15 protein-coding genes are annotated in these 17,392 nt (G+C 68.9%); 8 read left to right on the top strand and 7 right to left on the bottom strand.

What is annotated here, in order from left to right:
- Nucleotides 1-105 precede the first annotated feature (105 nt).
- The 5 genes from ABZV40_RS26420 to ABZV40_RS26400 all read left to right on the top strand — a co-directional run bounded on the left by ABZV40_RS26420 (nucleotide 106) and on the right by ABZV40_RS26400 (nucleotide 5,197).
- A complete protein-coding gene (locus ABZV40_RS26420; RefSeq protein WP_355446810.1) occupies nucleotides 106-1,296 on the top strand; it encodes an acetyl-CoA C-acetyltransferase in 1,191 nt (396 codons plus the stop codon).
- An 11-nt stretch (nucleotides 1,297-1,307) separates the two neighbouring features.
- On the top strand, nucleotides 1,308-2,258 hold the full coding sequence (gene meaB / locus ABZV40_RS26415) for a methylmalonyl Co-A mutase-associated GTPase MeaB (protein ID WP_355446807.1): 951 nt from the start codon (nucleotides 1,308-1,310) through the stop codon (nucleotides 2,256-2,258).
- The gene (locus ABZV40_RS26410; protein ID WP_355446804.1) at nucleotides 2,255-2,863 is read left to right on the top strand and encodes a hypothetical protein; all 609 of its coding nucleotides are present in this window, start codon (nucleotides 2,255-2,257) and stop codon (nucleotides 2,861-2,863) included. Before meaB ends, ABZV40_RS26410 begins: the two co-directional genes overlap by 4 nt.
- A 181-nt stretch (nucleotides 2,864-3,044) precedes the next feature.
- A complete protein-coding gene (locus ABZV40_RS26405) occupies nucleotides 3,045-4,553 on the top strand; it encodes a GAF domain-containing protein (protein ID WP_355446801.1) in 1,509 nt (502 codons plus the stop codon).
- Nucleotides 4,544-5,197 carry a response regulator transcription factor gene (locus tag ABZV40_RS26400; protein ID WP_355446798.1) on the top strand — a complete coding sequence of 218 codons (654 nt, stop codon included), beginning with the start codon at nucleotides 4,544-4,546 and terminating at the stop codon, nucleotides 5,195-5,197. Before ABZV40_RS26405 ends, ABZV40_RS26400 begins: the two co-directional genes overlap by 10 nt.
- Here ABZV40_RS26400 and ABZV40_RS26395 read toward each other — a convergent pair.
- A complete protein-coding gene (locus ABZV40_RS26395; RefSeq protein ID WP_355446795.1) occupies nucleotides 5,194-6,510 on the bottom strand; it encodes a glycosyltransferase family 2 protein in 1,317 nt (438 codons plus the stop codon). The genes ABZV40_RS26400 and ABZV40_RS26395 overlap by 4 nt on opposite strands.
- A 352-nt stretch (nucleotides 6,511-6,862) precedes the next feature.
- Between ABZV40_RS26395 and wecB the strand changes: the two genes are divergently transcribed.
- Genes wecB through ABZV40_RS26380 form a run of 3 tightly spaced genes read left to right on the top strand, consistent with a single transcriptional unit; the run spans nucleotide 6,863 to nucleotide 10,520 of the window.
- Nucleotides 6,863-8,119 (top strand): UDP-N-acetylglucosamine 2-epimerase (non-hydrolyzing), encoded by a 1,257-nt coding sequence (gene wecB / locus ABZV40_RS26390; RefSeq protein ID WP_355446792.1) that lies wholly within the window; start codon nucleotides 6,863-6,865, stop codon nucleotides 8,117-8,119.
- Nucleotides 8,116-9,888, top strand: coding sequence for a polysaccharide deacetylase family protein (locus ABZV40_RS26385; protein ID WP_355446789.1), 1,773 nt, complete (start codon nucleotides 8,116-8,118; stop codon nucleotides 9,886-9,888). The genes wecB and ABZV40_RS26385 overlap by 4 nt, the downstream gene beginning before the upstream one ends.
- A gap of 11 nt (nucleotides 9,889-9,899) precedes the next feature.
- Nucleotides 9,900-10,520 carry a hypothetical protein gene (locus tag ABZV40_RS26380; RefSeq protein ID WP_355446786.1) on the top strand — a complete coding sequence of 207 codons (621 nt, stop codon included), beginning with the start codon at nucleotides 9,900-9,902 and terminating at the stop codon, nucleotides 10,518-10,520.
- On the opposite strand, the gene ABZV40_RS26375 is transcribed toward ABZV40_RS26380, so the two are convergent.
- From ABZV40_RS26375 to ABZV40_RS26350, 6 genes are all read right to left on the bottom strand, one after another.
- The gene (locus ABZV40_RS26375; RefSeq protein WP_355446784.1) at nucleotides 10,505-12,040 is read right to left on the bottom strand and encodes an alpha/beta hydrolase; all 1,536 of its coding nucleotides are present in this window, start codon (nucleotides 12,038-12,040) and stop codon (nucleotides 10,505-10,507) included. The genes ABZV40_RS26380 and ABZV40_RS26375 overlap by 16 nt on opposite strands.
- A 192-nt stretch (nucleotides 12,041-12,232) precedes the next feature.
- Nucleotides 12,233-13,207 (bottom strand): ABC transporter substrate-binding protein, encoded by a 975-nt coding sequence (locus ABZV40_RS26370; RefSeq protein WP_355446781.1) that lies wholly within the window; start codon nucleotides 13,205-13,207, stop codon nucleotides 12,233-12,235.
- A 17-nt stretch (nucleotides 13,208-13,224) separates the two neighbouring features.
- Complete coding sequence (locus tag ABZV40_RS26365) at nucleotides 13,225-14,262, bottom strand: ABC transporter permease (protein ID WP_355446778.1); 1,038 nt, start codon at nucleotides 14,260-14,262, stop codon at nucleotides 13,225-13,227.
- The gene (locus ABZV40_RS26360) at nucleotides 14,262-15,026 is read right to left on the bottom strand and encodes an ATP-binding cassette domain-containing protein (protein ID WP_355446775.1); all 765 of its coding nucleotides are present in this window, start codon (nucleotides 15,024-15,026) and stop codon (nucleotides 14,262-14,264) included. Before ABZV40_RS26360 ends, ABZV40_RS26365 begins: the two co-directional genes overlap by 1 nt.
- Nucleotides 15,023-16,054, bottom strand: a complete 1,032-nt coding sequence (locus tag ABZV40_RS26355; RefSeq protein WP_355446773.1) for a class I mannose-6-phosphate isomerase — start codon at nucleotides 16,052-16,054, stop codon at nucleotides 15,023-15,025. The genes ABZV40_RS26360 and ABZV40_RS26355 overlap by 4 nt, the downstream gene beginning before the upstream one ends.
- Nucleotides 16,051-17,034 (bottom strand): LacI family DNA-binding transcriptional regulator, encoded by a 984-nt coding sequence (locus ABZV40_RS26350; protein WP_355446770.1) that lies wholly within the window; start codon nucleotides 17,032-17,034, stop codon nucleotides 16,051-16,053. Before ABZV40_RS26350 ends, ABZV40_RS26355 begins: the two co-directional genes overlap by 4 nt.
- Between the last annotated feature and the right edge of the window lie 358 nt (nucleotides 17,035-17,392).

Below are 17,392 nucleotides of genomic sequence, written 5' to 3'. Positions count from 1 at the left end.
GTGATCGGTGCAGGTGGCTCTGTGCGGGGTCTCACAGAATTACCGCCCAGTAGCCGCGGGTATGGTGCTCAGTTAACGACCGTTCGCTCTTCCATGGAGGCAGCTGTGTCCGGTTCCGTCATCGTCGCCGGGGCGCGCACCCCGATGGGGCGACTGCTCGGATCGCTCAAGGATTTCTCCGGCGCCCAGCTGGGTGGCGTCGCGATCAAGGCGGCACTGGAACGCGCGGGCGTGGCTCCCGAGCAGGTGCAGTACGTGATCATGGGTCAGGTGCTCACCGCCGGTGCGGGCCAGATTCCCGCCCGCCAGGCGGCGGTCGCCGCCGGCATCCCGATGAGCGTGCCCGCGCTGACCGTCAACAAGGTCTGCCTGTCCGGCATCGACGCCATCGCGCTCGCCGACCAGCTCATCCGCGCCGGTGAGTTCGACATCGTCGTGGCCGGTGGCCAGGAGTCGATGACCCAGGCGCCGCACCTGCTGCCCAAGTCGCGCAGCGGGTTCAAGTACGGCGACGTGACGCTGCAGGACCACATGGCGCACGACGGCCTGTTCTGCGCGTTCGACCAGGTCGCGATGGGCTCGTCGACCGAGAAGTACAACAGCCGCTACGGCGTGACGCGCGAGGAGCAGGACGCGTTCTCCGCGCGTTCGCACCAGCTCGCCGCGAAGGCCGCCGAGAACGGCGTGTTCGACGCCGAGATCGCGCCGGTCGCCATCCCGCAGCGCAAGGGCGACCCGATCCTGTTCAGCACCGACGAGGGCGTGCGCGCGGACACCACCGCCGAGTCGCTCGCCAAGCTGCGCCCGGCGTTCGCCGCGGACGGCACCATCACCGCGGGTTCGGCGTCGCAGATCTCCGACGGTGCCGCGGCGGTCGTCGTGATGAGCAAGGCCAAGGCCGAGGAACTGGGCCTGGAGTGGCTCGCGGAGATCGGCGCGCACGGCGTCGTCGCCGGTCCGGACGCCTCGCTGCACGAGCAGCCGTCCAACGCCATCAAGGCCGCCTGCGCGAAGGAGGGCATCGAGCCCGCCGACCTCGACCTGGTCGAGATCAACGAGGCGTTCGCGGCCGTCGGCATCGTCTCGACCAAGCAGCTCGGCATCTCCGAGGACAAGGTCAACGTCAACGGCGGCGCCATCGCGCTCGGCCACCCGATCGGCATGTCCGGTGCCCGCATCGCCCTGCACCTCGCACTCGAGCTGCAGCGGCGCGGCGGTGGCGTGGGTGCGGCCGCGCTGTGCGGTGGCGGTGGTCAGGGCGATGCCCTGATCATCCGCGTGCCCTCGAAGGCCTAGGGTCTTCGTTTGTGGCCAAGGCTGTTGACGTAGCAGGACTGGTCGACCGCGCGCGTGACGGCGAGCCGCGCGCGGTCGCCAGGCTGATCTCCCTGGTGGAACAGGGGAGTTCCGCACTGCCCGAGGTGGCTGCCGCTCTCGCTCCCCACACGGGCAACGCCCAGGTCGTCGGCATCACCGGCGCTCCTGGCGTCGGCAAGTCGACCTCCACCAACGCCCTGGTGCGTGCTTATCGCGAGCAGGGCAGGCGGGTCGCGGTGATCGCGGTGGACCCGTCCAGCCCGTTCTCCGGCGGCGCGCTGCTGGGTGACCGCGTGCGGATGGGCGACCACGCCACCGACTCCGGCGTCTTCATCCGCTCGATGGCCACGCGCGGGCACCTGGGCGGGCTGTCCTGGGCCACCCCGCAGGCGTTGCGCGTGCTCGACGCCGCCGGGTTCGACGTGATCCTCGTGGAGACCGTCGGCGTCGGTCAGTCCGAGGTCGAGATCGTGGCGCTCGCCGACACGACCCTGGTGCTGCTCGCGCCGGGCATGGGCGACGGCATCCAGGCCGCCAAGGCGGGCATCCTGGAGATCGCCGACGTCTTCGTGGTCAACAAGGCCGACCGCGACGGTGCCGACCAGACCGCGCGCGACCTCAAGTACATGATCTCCCTGGGCCGTCGCGACCGCGAAGGCCCGCTGTGGCGGCCGCCCGTGGTGAAGACGGTGGCCGCGCGGATGGAGGGCCTGGACCGCGTGGTCGAGGCCGTCACCGAGCACCGGTCGTGGATGGCCGCGCACGGCGAGCTGGAGGAACGCCGGCTGCGCCGGGCGGGCGCCGAGATCGAGGCGATCGCGGTGGAACGCGTGCGGACCCGGTTCGGCGCGGTGGACCAGCTGGCCAAGCGCGTGGTGTCCGGTGAGCTGGACCCGTTCGCCGCCGCGGAACAGTTGATCAGCGGTAACCTGCGGCCATGACCGCTTGGGGACCGCCTCCGCCCGTCGTCGTCGACCTCGGCAAGAGCGCCACCCGCAAGGTGCTGGCCGGCGGTTCGGTCGCCGGTGGCCTCGGCATCCTCGCCCTGGTCGGCGCCGTCTCGGCGTTCGCGGACGGCGAGCCGGTCGGCGGGGTCATCGCGGGCGTCATCGGCGTCGTCTTCACCGGCATCGGCCTGCTGGCCGTGGTGAAGTGGAAGACGATCTCCCGTCCGCGCAAGCTGATCATCGAACCGCAGGGCATCCGGCTGGACGACCCGCAGGGCATGCCGTGGGCGGTCGGCTGGTCCGAGCTCGGCGCCATCTCGATCTCGCGCACGCGGGAACGCGTCGTCCAGCTGTCAGACGCGCTGGTCAGGCGCACCATGGTTCGGGTGGACCTGCATCCGCGCGACCCGCAGCGGTTCCGGCCGGCGCACCCGACGATGGAGCCGCTCTGGGAGTTCCACCGGGTGCGGAACGGCTACCGGCTGCCGCTCGGCGACTCGGCCGGGTTCATCGGCCCGATCGACCACGGGCTGCGCACGTTCGCGCCGCAGATCTACCGAGGCGTGATCGACGAGGGCTTCACCGTCGGCCTCCACTGACGGAACGCGGGGAGCTTTCGTACTCTCAGACAGTACGAAAGCTCCCCGCGTGCGGTAAGCACGTACGCTCAGTAGTTTCGATTCTCACCGTTTGCAGTGATGGTCTCCCCCTTGACTACGCTGGGGAGTTACCCTCAGTCGTTCGTACGGTGTCACTTCTCTCCCCCCAAGGGGTGAAGCCGTGGGCAGCAACGTGAGCACAGAACAGCGAGTGCTGAACGTCGTGCTGTCCTTCGCCGACGACGACACCCTGCCCGACCTGCTGCGGCACGTCGTCGAGTCCGCGTGCGACCTGATCGCCGCCCCGTACGGTGCCCTCGCCGTGGTCAACGGCCGTCGCGAACTGCTGGAGTTCGCCCAGGACGACGGTCAGGTCCACATCACGTCCGGTGACCCGCGTTCGATCGGCGTGGCGGACTTCCTGGGCGCACCGGTCCTGGTCCACGACGAGACGTTCGGCAACCTCTTCCTCGCCGGCAAGCCCGAGTTCACCGACCAGGACCGCGACATCCTCACGGCACTGGCCACGGCGGCGGGCTCGGCCATCGGGCATCTCGACCGCTACGAGCAGACACGCAAGCGCGAGGCGTGGCTGCGCGCCGCCGCCAAGGTGACCACCAACCTCCTGACCGGCACCAACGGCCGTGATGCGCTCTATCTTGTGGCCAAGACGGCACGCGAGGCCGCGAAGGGCTACTTCTCCGCGGTCGTCCTGCCCGACCACAACGGCGATCTCGTCATCGAGGTGACCGACGGCGGCACCTACGACGCCGAGGGCATGCGCGTGCCGCGAGAGGGCACGGTCACCTCCCGCGTCTACGAGTCTGGGCAGGCCGAGTGCCACGAGGAGGGCACGGTGCCGACGGTGCCGGGACCGTGCGTCGTGGTGCCGTTGGCCGTGGGGGACCGCCGGCTCGGCGCGCTGATCGTGGCGAGGCAGGAGGGCGAGCCCGAGTTCGACGACCCCGAGCTGGTCGAGTCCTTCGCCGCACAGGCGGCGCTCGTCCTGGAGTTCACGCGCGCGCAGGGCGACACCGAGCGGTTGGCGGTGCTGGAGGAACGCGACCGCATCGCGCGCGATCTGCACGACCTGGTCATCCAGCGGCTCTTCGGGCTGGGCCTGGGGTTGCAGGGGCTGACCGGGATGACCGCGCGGCCCCAGGTCACCGAACGGATCAGCGGGTTCGTGGAGGAGGTCGACCACACGATCCGCGAGATCCGCCGAACCATCTTCTCCCTGCAGGAACCACCGTCCGGGGGCGCGAGCCTGCGCGGGCAGCTGCTGGGCGCGGTGCACGAGTCCGCGCGGCTGCTCGGGTTCGAGCCGGACGTGTCACTGGAAGGTCCGCTGGACACCGTGGTGCCGGACCAGCTCAGGCCGGATCTGCTGGCCACGCTGCGAGAGGCGCTCACGAACGTCGTGCGGCACGCGAGGGCGCGGCACGTGGCCGTCGCCGTGAGCGTGAACCGCACGATGACGCGGCTGGAGCTCACGGTCTCCGACGACGGCCGCGGCTTGCCGTTGGCTGAAGATCCTTCCGGCGTGCCCCACCACGCCGGGGGACTTGCGAACATGGCGGCTCGGGCGCGGCGCCATCACGGTGACTGTGCGGTGGACTCGATCCCCGGTGCGGGCGTGAGCATCACGTGGTTCGTCCCGCTGGTCCTGCAGGAGGCGACATGGCGATAGCGGTGCTGTTGGTGGACGACCACGAGATCGTGCGGCGCGGGCTGGTGCAGCTGCTGGCGCAGGCCGACGACATCAGCGTCGTGGGACAGGCGGACAGCGCGACGGCCGCGATCACGCTGGCACCGCGGCTGCGGCCCGACGTGGCGATCATCGACGTCCGGTTGCCCGACGGCGACGGCGTCACGGTGTGCCGGGAGATCAGGAGCCTGGTGCAGCCGCCGCCCGCGTGCCTGATGCTCACGTCCTATTCGGACGACGAGGCGTTGTTCGGCGCGATCATGGCGGGCGCGTCCGGGTACATGCTGAAGGAGGTGTCCGGCAACGATCTCGTGGCGGCGGTGCGCACGCTCTCGGCAGGCGGCTCGTTGCTGCACGCCGGCGTCACGTCGACGGTCCTGCAACGACTGAGAGGCGGCCCCGAGGAGGATCCGCGGTACGCCGCGTTGAGCCCGCAGGAGCGCCGCATCCTCGATCTCATCGCCGAGGGCATGACGAACCGGCAGATCGCCAGCCGGTTGTTCCTCGCCGAGAAGACCGTGAAGAACTACGTGTCGTCCTTGCTGCACAAGCTGGGGTTCGACCGCCGCACCGAGGCGGGCGTCTACGCGGCCAGACGCAGACGCACCCACCCCGGCGCCTTCTAGGCCACCCGAGGGACCGGCTTCGCAGCCGGAACCTCCTTCTCCGCCAACCGTTCCGTCTTCGCCCACGTGTTGCGCCCCGCGAAGTGCCGGTACAGCGCGCGCAACGTGGAGATCGAGCCCAGGATCAGGAAGCCCGGATAGGCCAGGCCCACCGCGAGGCACCGCCGCAGCCGCTCGTCACCGTGCTTGAGCCGGTGCACCACGCCCCAGATCAGGCCGGGCAGCACCAGCGCCACCAGCCAGATTCCCACTGCGGCCAAGGCGTTCGAGCCGTTCGCGGTGATGCCGCCGATGCTCTGACCGCTGAGCTGCGCGTAGAAGTTGATCCCCACCAACGCGGTGATGAGCAACGTCATCGGGGCGACCAGCCACGGCGTCAGCAGGTACTGCAGGAACTCGAGCAGTGCGACGGACCGCACGTGCTTGGCGCGCACCAGCTTCGGCACGTACCCGAGGCACTGCAGGTTGCCCTGGCCCCAGCGGGTGCGCTGGCGCAGCAGGCGGTTCACGTCGATCAGGCCCTGCTGGGTGATCGTCGCGTGCGTGGCGTACCGGATGCGCCGGCCCATCAGGTGCACGCGCAGACCGAGTTCCAGGTCCTCGACCAGACAGGCGGACCAGGGCGCGTCACCGAGTTCCATCAGCGTCGAGAGCCGCACGAACTGGCCGTTGCCGCCGAGCCCGACCGTGCCGACGACGTCCCGCAGCGACTGCGAGGCGTCCACGACGCAGCTGAACTCCAGGTCCTGCAGGAACGCCAGCAGGTTGGTGCGGTTGTGGATGCGGACGCGGCACTGCACGGCACCGACGTCGCGCTGGCCGAAGTACGACGTGATCTCGGACAGCATGCCCGGCTCGCCGCGTCCGTCGCCGTCGATCACGCCGATGATCGCGCGGTGCACCGTGCCCGTCTCCTCGGCGAGACCGCGGATGTACCGGTACGCGTGGTTGAGCGCCTCGCCCTTGCCCTTGCGGGCGTCCGGCGGGGTTCTGCGCAGCACGTGCAGCCGGTGGTCGTCGATCTGGGCGAGCACCTGCGGGGTGCGGTCGTCCGAACCGTCGTCCACGACGACGACCTGGACCGGTGTGCGCGCGCCGTCGAGCGCCAGCGCGGAACGGACGGTGTTGGCGACAACACGTTCCTCGTTCAACGCCGGAATGATGATCCAGTACTGCAGTGGATGCCGTGACGGCACTTCTGGCTCACCTGGTTTCGGCCGCCACCACACGAACAGCGCGAGTACCAGGTTGTAACTGGGCCAAAACACGAGCAACACGAGCATGAACGTCGCGAATTGTGTCGTGTCGGTCATGACACAAACCTGTCTACAAAAGAGGTTGCGCTGACAACCACAGCGAACCGGATCTGAAGTTGAGTCATTGCTGGCTCCTGGTAACGAAGCGCTGGGCCGGTACGAGATACCAGACAGCAAGGCCAGGAGCTGGTGTTCAAGGCGAGACTAGGGGCAGGCAGAGCGGAGCGTCAACCAGCCATATCGGGGATGAATGGAGCTTCGTTACACGAAGTTCGTAAAAGCCAATCACCGGTCTGGCGGTACCCGCACGGGACGAGTACGAATTGATTGTCAGCAATGATCGAGTTGCCGTTGTGATACTGCGCACGTCCGCCGCGCGTGCCCTGGATAGAGTCCGAAGAGGTAAAAGATGGGACCAAGTGCCCTGGTGCCCGGCCCGAGGCAGTTCTATCGCGGAGAGGTTCCCGAGGTGTTTCTCGTAGCGGGAACTCGTCCGGAGGCCGTGAAGATGGCACCGGTCGCCGCCGCGATGTTCGCGGCCGGGCGGATCCGGCCGGTGGTGGTGAACTCCGGGCAGCACCCGGAGATGGTCGACCAGGCCCTCGAGTCGTTCGGCTTCGCGGCGGACGTGCGGCTCAAGCTGAACCGCGTCACGGGCGGGCAGGCCGAGCTGACCAGCCAGCTGATCGAGGAGTTCGACCGGCTCTTCACCGAACGGTCACCGGCCGCGGTGCTCGTCCAGGGCGACACGACGACGACGCTCGCGGGCGCGCTCGCCGCGTTCTGGCAGCAGATCCCGGTCGTGCACCTGGAGGCGGGCCTGCGCTCGCACGACCTGACGTCGCCGTTCCCCGAGGAGGGGAACCGCAAGATGGTCGGCCAGCTCGCCTCCCTGCACCTCGCGCCGACCGCGGACGCCACCGCGCACCTCGCCGCGGAGTCGTTGCGCGGCAACAACGTCCTGACGGTCGGCAACACCGTGGTGGACGCCGTGCTCGACGTCGCCGCCCGCCGCGCGCCCTACGGGGACGTGCGGCTGCAGGAGATCGAGAACAGGGTCCACGCGGGACAGTCGCGACTCGTGCTGGTCACCACGCACCGCCGCGAGTCCTGGGGTGAGCCGCTCGACCGCGTGCTGCACGCCGTGGCCGACATCGTCGCGGCCCGTCCCGACGTCGAGGTGGTCCTCCCGGCGCACCCGAACCCCGCTGTGCGCCGGCAGGTGCTGGGCGTGCTGGGTCACGTCGGCCGCGTCACGATCACCGACCCGCTGCCGTACGCGCAGCTGGCCCGGCTGCTCGCGCAGTGCACGCTGGTGCTGTCCGACTCCGGCGGCATCCAGGAGGAGGCGCCGTCGTTCGGCGTTCCGGCGCTGGTGCTGCGGGACGTCACCGAACGGATGGAGGCCGTCGACGCGGGCTGCGCGGTGCTCGTCGGCACCGACCGCGAGCGGATCACGTCGCTCACCATCCGTCTGCTGGACAACCCTTCCGCGCGCGAGGCGATGACCGCCGACGGCAACCCGTTCGGCGACGGACTCGCCTCCGTGCGCACCGAACAGGCGTTGGCCTGGCTGCTGGGCCTTCAGCAGCAACGACCCGTTGAGTTCGCTCCTTACGCCGGCAGCGCGAGCGTGCGCGTGCCGGGAGAGGTGGATGTGGCATGAGGGCCAGACTTCTCAAAGCTGCCGCCGGGGCTCTGCTGGCGGTCTCGCTGATTCCCGCGCCCGCGCAGGCGGTGGATCTCTCGCTCGGCCTGAACCTCGGCGAGCTCGCCGGCAACACCCTGCCCGCGCCGCCGTTGACGACCACCAAACCGTCGGCGACCAGCACCCGCATCACCCAGCGCACCACGCAGCCGGGGGTGATCACGACGGTGCTCGGCACGCTCGGCCTGTCCTCGACCGCCGCGGCCGGCACGAACGGCGGTGGCGCACCGGGAGCGAGGTCGACGCAGAAGACGCTGGTCCTCTACGACAGCACCGGCCCGTGGGCGTGGCTCGGCGAGGCCTACGCGGTGGAGACGGCCAACCTCGTCTCGCACGGCAGCCCGTACGTCATGCACCCGGTCGCCGGCTACACCGCCGGTGAGATCGCCGGCTACACCGGCGTCGTCTACATCGGCTCGACCTACGACGAGCCGATCCCGGTGGCGTTCCTCGACGACGTGCTGGCCACGACCAAGCCGGTGCTGTGGATGGCGCACAACATCTGGCAGCTCACGGCCCGTGCGCCGAGCTTCCAGACGACCTACGGCTGGAACTGGGTCCAGTACGACACCGGTGCCGCGACGACGGTCCGGTACGAGAACACGGACCTCGGCCGCAGCCCGCTCGCGACCCCGTCCGGCCTGATGATCACCTCGATCACGAACCCCGCGATCGCGTCGGCACCGGCGGTCGCGACCGGGTCCGCCGTCGGCCCGATCAACTGGGCCACCAAGTCGAAGAACCTGACCTACATCGGCGAGATCCCGTTCAGCTACGTCGACCACGGCGACCGCTACCTGGCCGCGGCGGACCTGATCAGCAAGGTCTCCAACCCGGCGATGGCCGACCGCAAGCGGGCACTGGTGCGCATCGAGGACGTCGGCCCCGACGCCGACCCGACCGAACTGCGCGCGGTCGCGGACTACCTGTACGCGCAGCGCATCCCGTTCACCATCGCGGTCTACCCGCGCTTCGAGAACCCGCTCGGCGCCGACAACAACGGCGTGCCCGAGTCGGCGGACCTGGCGCAGCGGCCGAAGGTCGTCAGCGCGTTGCGGTACATGACCCAGCGCGGCGGCACGATCCTGATGCACGGCTACACGCACCAGTTCGGCAAGATCGCCAACCCGTACGACGGCCGCAGCGGCAACGACTTCGAGTTCTACACGGCCCACATCGACGCGAACAACAACGTCATCTACGACGGACCTGTGCCCGGTGACTCGACGTCCTACGCCCAGGGCCGGGTCAACTCGGCGTCGAGCGCGTTCGCGCTGGCCGGCTTCGCCCGTCCGGCCATCTTCGAGCCGCCGCACTACGCCGCGTCGGCCGCGGACTACGAGGTCTTCCAGCAGAACTTCGGCAAGCGCTACGACCGCGGCCTGTACTTCGCGGGCTACTGCCCCGGTGGCGCGTGCGGGACGGGCACGCCGCAGTACGACAAGATCTACGGCCAGTACTTCCCGTACCTGGTCCGCGACATCTACGGGTCCGTCGTCGCCCCCGAAGCGGTGGGCAACGTCGAGCCGGAGCCGTTCAACAACCACCCGGCTCGCCTGCCCGCCGACCTGATCAAGACGGCGAACCAGCTCAAGGTGGTCGATGATGGTGTCGCGAGCTTCTTCTACCACCCGTACCTCGGTACCGGGTACCTGAAGCAGACCGTCGACGGGCTGAGGGCCGCGGGCTACACGTTCGTGTCCGTCGGCACCGTGATGGCGGGATGACAGGAGGTTCCGTGCGCTGGTTGTGGGTGGTGCTGATCCTGGCCGGATGTTCCGCCGGTCAGGGCGGTCCGCCCACCTCCAGCGCACCGTCGACCGACGAGGGCTGGCAGGTCACCGTCTACTACACGGCCGTCGAGTCGTTCCACAGTGGACCTTCGGTGCCCGTGCGCGGGTGTCCGGTCATCGACTGCGAGAACGGCCACGACCTGCTCGGGAACTTCCCGCAGTCGTTCGCGAAGGCCGTGAAGGACGAAGGTACCGGCCGGACGAACTCCGGCCGGTACCTCAACTGGTCCCACGACAAGGGCTACTGGCTCGACTCCGCGCCCCGCGACTCGTTCGGCAGGCCCCTGCGGCCGTTCGTCTCAGCGGCCGCGGACGGCCTGAAGACCGGGTCGCGGATCAAGCTCGTCTCGTGTGGACAGACGCCTGAAGGCACGAACGTCGATTCCACCGTCTGCCAGAAGCTCGCGTCCTCGTCCTGGGAGATCACCGACGAGTTCACGCCGGGACTGGGCGGTCGGCGGCACATCGACCTCTACCTCGGCGAGGAAACCGGGCCCAAGTTCACCGAGAGCCCCTGGTACACCACGTTGTCCGAGGCGGTGCTGGAGATTCACCAGCCGAGCTGAACCGCCAGCCGCTGCGCCTGTTCCAGCACGCCCGCCTGCTGCTGACCCGGCGCCGGCAGCGGCACACCGGGACAGGTGAGGTCCCCGGCCGGCGTGACGCGGTCGACGAGGTAGCGCTCGACGATGTCGTTCACGCACGAGTTGTCGAACCCGTAGATGCCGTGGTCACCCTCGTCCTTGACCGTCAGCATCCGCGAGCCGGCGAATCCGGCGTGCGCCTTCTGCGCGCCTTCGATCGGCGTCGCCGGGTCGCGCACCGACTGCACCATCAACGTCGGCGCGACACCGATTCCGTTGGGGTGCTTGAGGTTCACGTTCGGCCGGTCCCAGAACGCGCAGGGGCCCATGAGCTGGTAGTAGCCCAGCAGCGGCCACCTGGCGCCGTCCCGCACCGCGTCGCGCTCCAGGTACTTCCGGTCACCGCGGAACGGCGTGTCGTTGCAGATGATGGAGTTCAGCGTGGCGGTCGACGCGTCCGGGTAGGTCGCCTGCGCCGTCATCTGCGGGGACACCGCGCCGGCCAGTTCGGCCAGCTTCCGCGCGGCCCCGTCGAAGGAGTACTTGCTGTACTGGGCGCGCACGAGCAGGAAGTCCAGCGACATCGGGTAGTACGTGCCGTCCGGCAGCGTGACGGGCTGCTGGGCGAGCTTCGCGCGCGTCCGCTCATAGGCCTGGCGCACTTCCTCCCCGGTCTTGCCGAGGTGGTAGACGTCGTCGTACTTGGCGACCCACGGTGCGAAGTCGACGCGAAAACGCCGCTCGAAGCCCATGCCGAAGTCACCGAAGATCGCCTGCCACGGCGCGGTGAACTGGGTGTTCGAGTCGAGCACGATCTTGTCGAGCGTCTTGGGGAAGTAGGTCGCGTAGTACGCGCCCATCCACGTGCCGCCGGAGTAGCCGAGCCAGTCGACCTTCTTGCGGCCCAGCAGCTGCCGGAGCAGGTCCAGGTCCTTCACGGTCTGGTCGGTGGTGACGTACCTGCCGAGCTCGCCGGACTTGGTCTGGCAGAACTTGGCCTGCAGCTCCATGCTGCCGTAGAGCAGGTCGAGGTTGGCCTTGCTGCGGTCACGCGGATCCGTCGCGCCGAGCGCGTCGAACAGGCCGCACGTGACGTTGCTGCTGGCACCCGTGCCGCGCACGTCGATGCCGACGATCTCCGCGCTCTCGCTGAGCTTCTGGCGCTCCAAGAAGATCAACGGCATCGTGCGGCCCGCACCGCCGGGCCCGCCGGGGTTGGTGAAGACGGTGGTCTTCGCCTGACCGCTCTTGGGCACCGTGCGGCTGACCGCGATGGTGATGGTCTTGCCGTTGTTCGGGTTGTTCCAGTCCATCGGGGCGGTGAACTGGCCGCACTGCAGGCGTTCCGAGCCGGGAGGGAGCCCCGGCGGGACCGTGTCGAAGCACTTCTGCCACTTGATCTCCTGCGTGGCGAAGCTGTTCTGTGCCAGGGCCTGTGGAGCGATGAGCAGTGATGTTGCCGTGGCGACGGCCAGCGCGGCCGCCATCTGCTTTCGGCGCATCGGTGGTTCCCCCTTCTGTCGTGCCCCCAGCCCACCGCTTTCCGATGGGCCGGACAACGGCTGAAGGGTGATGTCTCGGTACGACTCTTGTCTTAGCCCAACCCGGCCAAACGAACATGACGTGTGTCATTTCCGCAGGCAGAACACGTCAGGGCCACCCCTGAGGGCGGCCCTGACGCCGGCGGTGCGAGGTCAGCAGGACTGCTTGTAGAAGTACTTGGAGTTCTTCTCGGCGTCGTCCTTGGTGATCGCGACCAGGTCGGTCTCGATGTTCCGCTTCGTGGGCTTGCCCTCGATCGCGGCGAGGGCCTGCTCGACACCCTGCTTGCCGATCGTGCCGGGGTCCTGCGCGATCAGGGCCTGCACGGTGCCCGCCTTCAGGTCCTGCACCTGCTTGGGCGAGGCGTCGAAGCCGACCAGGTTCACCGCACCGGTCTTGCCGGCGTTGCGCAGACCGGTCGCCGCGCCCTCACCGGTGTTGAGGTTGGTGGCGAACACGCCGATCAGGTCCGGGTTCGCGGCCAGCGTCGCGGTCACCTTCGAGGCGGCCGTGGCGGGTTCGTTGTCGGTGTACTGCTGCCCGATGTACTTGAGGTTCGGGTAGGCCTTGATGGCGTCCTCGAAGCCCTTGGCGCGGGCGTCGGTGGTGGACGTGCCCGCCTTGGTGTTCAGCACCAGCACCGAACCGGTCTTGCCCGCGGTCAGCTTGTTGATCGTCTCGGCGGCCAGCTTGCCGCCCTGCTCGTTGTTGGACGAGATCGTGGACGCCGCGATCGAGGTGTCCTGCAGCTTGGTGTCGACCTCGACGACCTTGATCCCGGCGTCCTTGAGCTGCTTCATCGGGCCGGCCATGGCCTTGTCGTCGGTCGGCGCGATCAGCACCGCCGCCGGCTTGGACGCCAGCACGCCCGTGACGATCGGGGTCTGCTGGGCCGCGTCGAACTTGGCGGGGGCCTGCGTGTCGAACTCGTAGCCCGCCGCCTTGGCCGCCTCCTGGAAACCACACTGCATCGAGATGTAGAACGGCTCCGCCGTGATGCCGGGGATCAGCACCAGCTTCTTGTTCGCGGCGGTGTTGCCCGAGTTCGAGTCACCGATCTGCCCGCCGCCGCCACACGCGGCCAGCAGGAACACGGCGGAGAGAGCCACCGAGGAGCGGATCTTCATTGGTCCAGCACCTTTCCCTAACGTTGGTTGCGCGCCCGCCGCCGCGTCTGGTCCAGCCACACGGCGGCCACCAGCACGATCGCGACCGCGATCGGCTGCCAGAACTCCCTGACCCCGATGATCACGAGGCCCTTCTCCAACACCGCCGGGATGAACACGCCGAACACCGTGCCCAGCACCGAACCCATGCCGCCGAAGATGCTCGTGCCTCCCAGCACGACGGCGGCGATCGCGTTCAGGTTGTCCGTCTCGTGGCCGGTGACGACCGCGACCCGGAAGAACGCGTTGCCCATGAACCCCGCGAGCCCCGCCAGGGTGCCCGCGAGCAGGTAGACCTTCGTGAGGTGGTTGCGCACGGAGATGCCGACGCGCCTGGCCGCCTCCTCGTTGGAACCGACCGCGTAGGTGTAGCGGCCGAAACGCGTGGTGGACAGGAGAAGCGCGCCGGCGGCGGTGACGATCGCGGCCACGATCACGATGTTCGGGATGCCGAACCACGTGCCGGAGCCGAAGGTGCGGTTCAGCCGGTCCGGGATGCCGGACACGTTGGAACCGTTGTTCAGCAACAGGGCGGCACCCTGCGCCGCGCCGAACGAGCCGAGCGTCACGATCAGCGGCGGGATCTTCGCGCGTGAGATCAGCAGGCCGTTGAGCAGACCCCACACGGCTCCGCTGACGACCGCGACCAGCAGTCCGCAGGCGATGACGCCCCAGCCCGCGTTCGTCGCGTCACCACCGGACAACTTGTTCATCGCCAGTGCGGACGTGACGCTCGCGAACACCAGCACCGAGCCCACGGACAGGTCGATGCCGGACGTGATGATCACGAACGTCATGCCGACGGCGAGCACCAGCAGTACCGCGGTCTCCGCGAGCAGGAACTGCAGCGTGGTCACCTGGAACACCGCGTCCGGGCGGATCGCGCCGAACACCGCGACCAGCACCAGCAGCACCAGGCCGATCCAGAGCGTGTTCGCCCCGGTCAGCCGCTTCAGCAGCGGGGTGCGCTCCTCGGCGGACAGATCCTTCGACAACGTTGTCTTGGTATCGGTCATCACGCGGCGTCCTCTTGCGACAGTGCGCCGGTCATCGCGCCGACGAGCTCTTCCACGGTGGTCTCCGCGGCCTTGAACCGGGCGACCCGGCGGCCGAGGCGCAGCACCTCGACCCGGTCGGACACGGACAGCACCTCCGGCATGTTGTGCGAGATCAGCACCACGGCGATGCCCTCGTCGCGCACCCGCTTGATCACGTCCAGCACGCGTTCCCGTTGCACCACACCGAGTGCGGCGGTCGGCTCGTCCATGAAGACCAGCTTCGACGCCCACGCCACCGACCGCGCGACCGCGACCGACTGGCGCTGGCCACCGGACAGCGCCGCGATCGGCACGTCGATGCTCTGCAGCGTCGCGCCGAACCGCGTGAAGTGCTCGACCGCCTGCCGGCGCATCGCCTTCTTGTCCAGCACGCCCAGCCGGCCGAGCAGACCGGGCTTGAGGATCTCCCTGCCCAGGAACATGTTCGCGGCCGGGTCGAGGTCCGGCGCGACCGCGAGGTCCTGGAACACCGTCTCGATGCCCCGGTCGCGGGCGTCGTTGGGGGAGCTCAACGTGATCGGCTTGCCGTCGAACAGCAGGGTTCCGCCGGTCGGTTGCTCCACCCCGGACATGCACTTCACCAGGGTGGACTTGCCCGCGCCGTTGTCACCGATCAGCGACACGACCTCACCGGCGTAGGCGGTGAACGAGGCACCGCGGAGTGCTTCCACGGTGCCGTAGTTCTTCGTGAGATCACGAGCCTCCAGCAACGGCTCGGTCATGGCGATACATCCTCCACTGTGGACAGAACAGGTGGTCGGCAGCGGATCGCCACCAGGTCACCGGTCAGCCCGAGCTCGCCCGCCGCGTGCGGGACGACGACGGTGCTGCCCTTGCGGACCTCCAGCTCACCGAGCCGGCCGGCCCCCTCCAGCACCACCAGCACGGCGAACGACGGCTCCAGTGCGAAGGAACCCTCCACGTGCAGGCGGTCGGCCTGGAAGAACGGGTCCGCGTCGTGGTCGAGCAGGTCGACCGACGGCGCCCACTTCTCCGACGTCTGGTGCACGAGCCGGTCCAGCTTCTTGCCCCAGCCGTGCCGGTCGACGCAGTCCAGCGCCACGTCGTAGCCGAGCCCGAGGTGACCGACGTCGGCGTTGGCGAGGAAGCCCTGCCACTCCAGCGTCACCGAGAAGTCCGTCGGCTGCTGCAGCTCGACGATGAACACGCCCTCGCCGATCGCGTGCGGCACCCCGGCGGGCACGAAGACCGTGTCGCCAGGGCGGACGCAGACCGGGTTCAACGAGTCGAGCATCGCCTGCGTGTTCTGCGTGGCCACCCACTCGGCGACGGTCCCGGCGGGCACGTCCTCGCGGAATCCGATGTAGACGGTCGGATCCGCGCCGGACGTGCCGATGACGATCCACGCCTCCGTCTTGCCGTGCCGGCAGTTCAGGTGCGAGGACGCGAAGGCGTTCGACGGGTGGCAGTGCACCGGCAGCCGCTGGCCCGCGTCGAGCAGCTTCACCAGCAACGCCGTGTCCGCGCCGAACTTCTCGGCGTGGTCCGCGCCGAGCCATCCGGTCGGGTCCGCCCGCACGGCGTCGCGGAGAAGGACGCCGTTCGGCAACGTTGTCAGCCCGGCGTCGCTGCGACCGAACAACGTCGTCGTCGAGGCCACCCAGTCCTCGGGCCCGAAGTCGCCGCTCGTGCCACCGCGCAACGCGGCGATCGCCTCCCCGCCGCGGTAGAACTGCTTCGGCTGGTTGGCCGGCAGACTGACCGGCTGGTGGAGCACACCAGAACTCACGCGTGGACCTCCCCGGATCCTCGTGGCACCAAGCGCACCGGCAGCACGACGCGGCGCGGTGGCGAGTTGTCGCCGTCCAAGCGGGCGAACAACAAATCCGTGGCCGCCTTGCCGAGCGCACTCGCGTCGTGCGCGATCACGGTCACCGGCGGTGACAACAGGTCGGCGAGCTCGAAGTCGTCGAAACCGACCAGCGCGGGCCGTTCCGCAGACCCCGCGAGCGCACGCAGGATGTACACGGTGATGCGGTTGTTGCCCGCCACGATCGCCGTCGCGGGTTCCCGCAGGTTCCGCAACCGCTGCAAGGTCGTCACCACGGTGGCCTCGTCGTGCGGCCCCATCACCACGAGCTCGTCGTGGTACCCGATGCCCGCCCGCACGCAGCCCTCGCGATAACCGCGCAGCCGCTCGTTGGCGGTGAAGATGTCCGGCGCGTCCCCGAGGAACGCGATGCGGCGGTGCCCGTGCGAGGCCAGGTGCGTGACCGCCTCGACGGTGCCACCGATGTTGTCCACCAGCACGGTGTCCGCCACGACGTCCCCGGCGGGCCGGTCCAGGAACACCACCGGTGTACCCGCGCGCATCTCCGGCACCAGATAACTGTGCTGCAACCCGGCGGGCACGATCAGCAGCCCGTCGACCCTGCGGCTGCAGAACTCCAGCGCCAGCTCCCTTTCGCGCCCAGGATCCTCGTCACTGGACCCGGAGATCACCTGGCGGCCCCTGAGCCGCGCGATCTCCTCGACAGCGCGGGTCACGCCGGAGTAGAACGGGTTGCCGACGTCCTCCAGCACCAGTCCGATCGTGCCGGTGGACGAACCCCGGCGCAGGTTGCGGGCACTCAGGTTCCGCCGGAACCCGAGCTGGTCGATGGCCGCGAGCACGCGCTCGGCGGTGGACGGGTGCACACCCGGCTCGTCGTTGACCACGCGTGAGACGGTCTTGATGCTCACGCCCGCCAGCCGTGCGACGTCGTTCATCGTCGCGCGACGGACCTTGCGCTGACCGGTAGCCGGTCCGCTGGGGGACAACGTTGTCATAGTGGCCGTATCTCACCCCGGCTTCACCTGGTTGTCAACAGTTCCGGAACCGGTCAAGCGGCTTGTCTGCCGATGTCAGCGGACTGGGGCGTTCTTGTCCTATGTGGACTGTTGTTGCGTCGGGTTGCTCTGGCAGACCGGGTCATTTCATCGCCGCTTCGCGACGATTGCGATTGGGACTTGACTTCGAGCCTCTGGCGAGATGCTTTTCGGCCTTCAAGGTGGCATCTCGCACTCAAAGTCAAGCCCCAATCGCGCGGGCTGGACACGTCATCACCGGTTACCGGGTCGGTATTGG

The organism is Lentzea sp. NPDC004782 (assembly GCF_040609115.1).
Classification (GTDB): Bacteria; Actinomycetota; Actinomycetes; order Mycobacteriales; family Pseudonocardiaceae; genus Lentzea.
This window is presented reverse-complemented; position numbering and strand designations above follow the sequence as displayed.